This window comes from Cryomorpha ignava (assembly GCF_010686655.1).
GTDB lineage: Bacteria > Bacteroidota > Bacteroidia > Flavobacteriales_D > Cryomorphaceae > Cryomorpha > Cryomorpha ignava.
In genome coordinates, this window is record NZ_JAAGVY010000091.1 from 1 (window position 1) to 4,520 (window position 4,520).

General features: G+C 41.6%; 3 protein-coding genes. All 3 read right to left on the bottom strand.

Features of this window, described 5'->3' with window-relative positions; all coding sequences use genetic code 11:
- Window positions 1–1,573, bottom strand: a 1,573-nt coding sequence (locus tag G3O08_RS20335; RefSeq protein ID WP_163287287.1) for a toxin TcdB middle/C-terminal domain-containing protein, incomplete at its 3' end; no start/stop codon positions are given.
- Window positions 1,554–1,946: a hypothetical protein gene (locus G3O08_RS20340; RefSeq protein WP_163287288.1), complete on the bottom strand. Its 393-nt coding sequence runs from the start codon at window positions 1,944–1,946 to the stop codon at window positions 1,554–1,556. The genes G3O08_RS20340 and G3O08_RS20335, both read right to left, overlap by 20 nt.
- A gap of 4 nt (window positions 1,947–1,950) precedes the next feature.
- Window positions 1,951–4,308, bottom strand: coding sequence for an RHS repeat-associated core domain-containing protein (locus G3O08_RS20345; RefSeq protein WP_163287289.1), 2,358 nt, complete (start codon window positions 4,306–4,308; stop codon window positions 1,951–1,953).
- Window positions 4,309–4,520 lie beyond the last annotated feature (212 nt).

A 4,520-nucleotide genomic window follows, 5' to 3' on the forward strand; every position in this document is an offset into this window, starting at 1 on the left:
TGGCATTTTGTTCATCAACTGGGCTTATATAAGGTGAATTAACATGATGTTCTCTGACAGATTTACGAACAGAAATAGGGTCGCCATCTTCCATAAATGCAAAAAAGTCATAAGTAAAAGTCGTTCCCGGAGTTTGAAGATCGTCGCCCTCCGTGGTCCCTGAGCCTGTCGAAGGGATCTTTCCGCAGACTGCAATTTTGGTTACCAAACCTAAAGCGTTAAATTCAGTTCTCGTTACATTTTCATTTGGATCGGTAAGTTGCCAGGGTGCCAGGAGGCGGTAATCTATTAAGGAGTTCACCACCATACGTTGTGGATCTATTACGCTCGTTGGCAACAAATGATACTTGTCGTAAACAATCGTAGTTTCATCATCATAAACATTCCGCTTGGCCATCACCAGCCCATTATTGGGTTGTCCGGTGGTTTGGGTATCGTATTTCAATTTATCACCGGTAGCATAATAGCCCTCTAAGTGTGGCCCGCTGCCGGTTCCGTCATAATACACATAACCCAGTCTTGGGTCACGCAATTCGTGTAAAAATTCAGCCGGGTATTCGCTCCAGTCGGGGGTGTTGCCTTCGCTAAATACAGGTGGAATAGCATCGCCATAAGCAAGGATGATCTCTTTTTGGGAAACCATTAGCGATTCGCTGCGCACTAACAATCCGTAGCTTCCCAATGTGCCGAGGTCGCCGCCAATAAAGGCTGCACCATCGTAGTAATTTAATTGATGCGATAAAAGGTTGGTGGTGGCATTTCCATCAAATGCATTTTCGCGAATGGTAAATACATCCTGCGATGCCGTACCGGTATTTTCTTCAGACTGACTTTGCTTTACGCGATCTACAAAGTACAGTCCTTGGGCTTCGTCTTTATAAGTGTATTCGCTTGTGTTAAGCACTACGCGGTCTGATTCTGCTGGGTCGTAATAGTGATTATTGCCAAGCTGTCCGCCTGTTAGTGGGTCTTTGCCGCGCGGCACGGCTATTGAGATGCTTTGCAAGACCTGGCCGTATTCATCCAGTGCGCCTGTAAACGAAAAGGTTGTTTTTGGGTCTTCACCGCGTTCCCACATTGTTTCGCGGGCTGCGTATTGGTAGGGGAAGAATATGCAGTTTGAATTGAGCAGGTTGGCAAGTTCTTTTATTGTTGTGTTAGTGGACGGAGAATCTATGAGAATGGCTGAATTTTGCGTTTCTTTTACGCTGTATGGTTTTTCGCGTTGTGGGCTAACGTCTTTTGCAAATAACTCAGAGCGCAAAGCTGTGCCGCGTAAGGTGCGTAAGGCATCACGTCGTCCCCTGCGGCTTAAGGTGCGCATCATGGTTGTAAATGCAGCGGGTCGCGACAATATACTCGCGTCGCCCGACCAGTATTCTGATAAATAATCTATTTCGCCCCAGTCTCCATCTAATAATTGAACAGGCCCTAAGTGAAACCAATTTTTGGTATAAATAGGTGCGCTGTATGCTTCGGCACTTACACCTGTAAAGTCGGCATCGAGTACCAAGCCGTCGGCATTGTATGAGTCGTAACAGGAGTTGATATCGCTAATAAGAATTAAGTTCAAATCTCACTCCTTTTATTGCACCATAAACACTATGAAGTATAGCATTTAATTTTGCTAAAGCATTTTTTGGACTCTGTTCGGAAATTAACGCAAAATAAGTGAATCCAAAATTATCATTTGCTTTCTGAAATTTAGAGTAAAATGGAGATTTCTTAAAAGCCCTAAAAGTTGGTTCTTCGGGTTTATCGTTCACAAAATTCAAGGACACGACAGCCCCAAAATCATTTTGAAAGACAACTCCAGTATTCCAAGAATTAAATTCAGAAACATTAAAGAGTTGTGCCAACTCAATTTGAGTTGGACTATAAATATTCAAATGCAAATTTTTATCGTTTACTTTTTGTACTATACTTATTGCCTTTTCTAATTCCATAAATTCATTTTTTATGTTGGTCAACTGCTTTTTTATAGCCCCAGTAAATAATTGCAGCAGTACCTCCTGTTGCAAAACTATATCTAACCCAATCAGGCCCAAGCATCAATCTACTCCCGTATGGTCTCATTGAATTTATTAATCCAGGGTCTTTAATATCATGTACACCTTTTCCATAACTTAATTTGGGGCTTGCAAGTGTAAATCTACCGCCTACTTTAACTGGCTTTCCATTTATTATTGATATTTTCCCTGCAGGTTCTCTACCAACCAGACTTTCTGTTGTATATTGGTTGTCAAAGTCGTCAATTTTATGAAAAAAACCATCATCAGTGGGTTCCACTTGTGTGTTTTTTGAATTTCTAAGACCTCCACGCCCCTTCAACGCAACTCCCATATGTGCAATAGATAGAACAGTAGTAGCAACATATACGGGATCATGTATAGCTTGATCCCAATCGATGGAAAGCCCTTCTCCAAAAGTTTCTTTTGCACCTTCAAGATCCCCTTGTAAAGCCAAGTCAACCGCCTCAGAGTACAAGAAACCTTGAAATCCCCCTTGTGCAGCAAAATTGTATTTGGCTTTATAATCGGCAGCGTTCTGCATGAACTCACCACTATTCTCAATCCCTACAACATATGATGGTATTCCAGTTGCCTTATCTGCTGCTATATAAAAACTAGGCACCGTTTTTCCATCAACCTTATTGTAATGCGGAATCATTGTGAAAGGACCTGCATTAAATTGTGTCCCTGACATAGTGAAACCATCCGGAATAACATTGTCAGCCCGAGCGGTTTCATAGAATTGAGTTCCATTGAACCCTGATGTCGAGTTACTCTGGTTGTTTTCTCCATTAGCACCCCCTTGTTTTTCAGCATTTTCTTCCTGCAATCCCTCCAAGTCAACTTTTGTAATTGGCTTGTTACCAGCGTAAATGTATGATGTGTACTGCGGATAGCTTTCCGCAATAGGATCCACACTCACAAATCTACAAAGCCAAGGCGCATAATACCGTTGCCCATATTCATAAAGCCCGCTCTCTTCGTCTTTCTCCTTCCCATTATATCGATACCGCTTGTATTGAAAGCCTCCAAAACTCGTTTCACCAAAAGGATAATACTCCTCCCTATTGATCAAACTTCCTGTTGTGGCTTTTAATATGGCTGTACTATTATTTAAGTGATCGCCAACAATATACTTAATTGCAGGAGTGTTATCATCTACATTATTACCAACTTGTATAGTTGCAATAAGCGCTCCATCATCGCTAATTTTAATCGTATTAAAAAACCTATTGTTATCAATACTACCACCCACAGTCTTGGTATAAGTAGTCTCAAACATCCCACCATCCATGTAAAAAGTAACAACAACCTTGTTGCCTTTGCGAGTGTGTTTTTTGATTCTTTCACCTTGGACGTTGTAGAAATAGTTGGTGTAAACAGTTGGCGTAGAACTACCTGCCTGATTCTTAAAAACCGCCAGTTTATCATTTGCTCCCCATTCATAATATCTGCTTTCGCCTTCTTTGGTTAAGCTGCCGTTGGCATCGTATTGATTAATATAGGTCGTACTGTTTACCGTAAAGCTCTTTAGCTTATTGCTGGCGCTCTCATACGTATAATCACGGATAAAATCCTGATTGGCGTGACCATCGGCCACGTGCTTCAAATTTTGGATATTACCGATTTTATCGTATTGATAAGTGCGGGTATATGTATTGGTATCTGTATAATCCTGTGGTCTTAAATTTAAATTCCAGCTTGGTTGCGCATAAACATTCGATGTCTCTCTACCCGTCGCAGATAGCAATCGGCGCAAAGGATCGTGAGAAAACAGTCTCATTAAGTTCCCCGGCCCTTGGGCATAGGTATTTGCCGGAGCAGCATCATTTATAGATGTAATGGTACCTTCTAGATCATAAGTATATTGCAAGTCTTGCCTTATCCCGGCATTGGGTGTGTAAGTATGGCCGCTGTGATTGAATAATGCACTTCGTTGACGCAATACCCTAAAGGTTTTAGGGTCATACGCATAGCGGGTCATTATCTTGTTGCCGTAAGCAATTAATATCCGCTGTCCTCGGGCGTTATAAGCAACTTCTTTCACATAATCTGCTCCATCCATTTTTAGCGAAAGCAAGGCTCCACCCTTGTTGTATTCAGGATACATTTCTTTTCCCGGCCCATCTCTATCTGCAGGATAGGTCGCCTTGCGGATGCGGTTCAAGGCATCGTACTCTTGAGTGACATTATTTTTGTTACTGTCCAGGTGTGAAGGGTTAAAGGTATCCCAATCTACAACATATTTTTGATAAGCAGTAAGTGCATCATCAGTTATAATCTGACGGTAAAACAATAAGTTATTCCCTTTAAAGCCCCGATGAATATGTCGGGGTTCATATCTCTAAAGATTTTTTCAAAATCTAAGAGCTATTGAATCGTAATCCTCATAAGTGAGTTTTCCTGCTTCATCATTGTGTACAAAGAGTTTTCCTTTTAGATTGTAGTTTTCGGGATTGGGAAAACCGTCGCTATCACCGTACCGCATAATTTGACGTTTGGTGACGG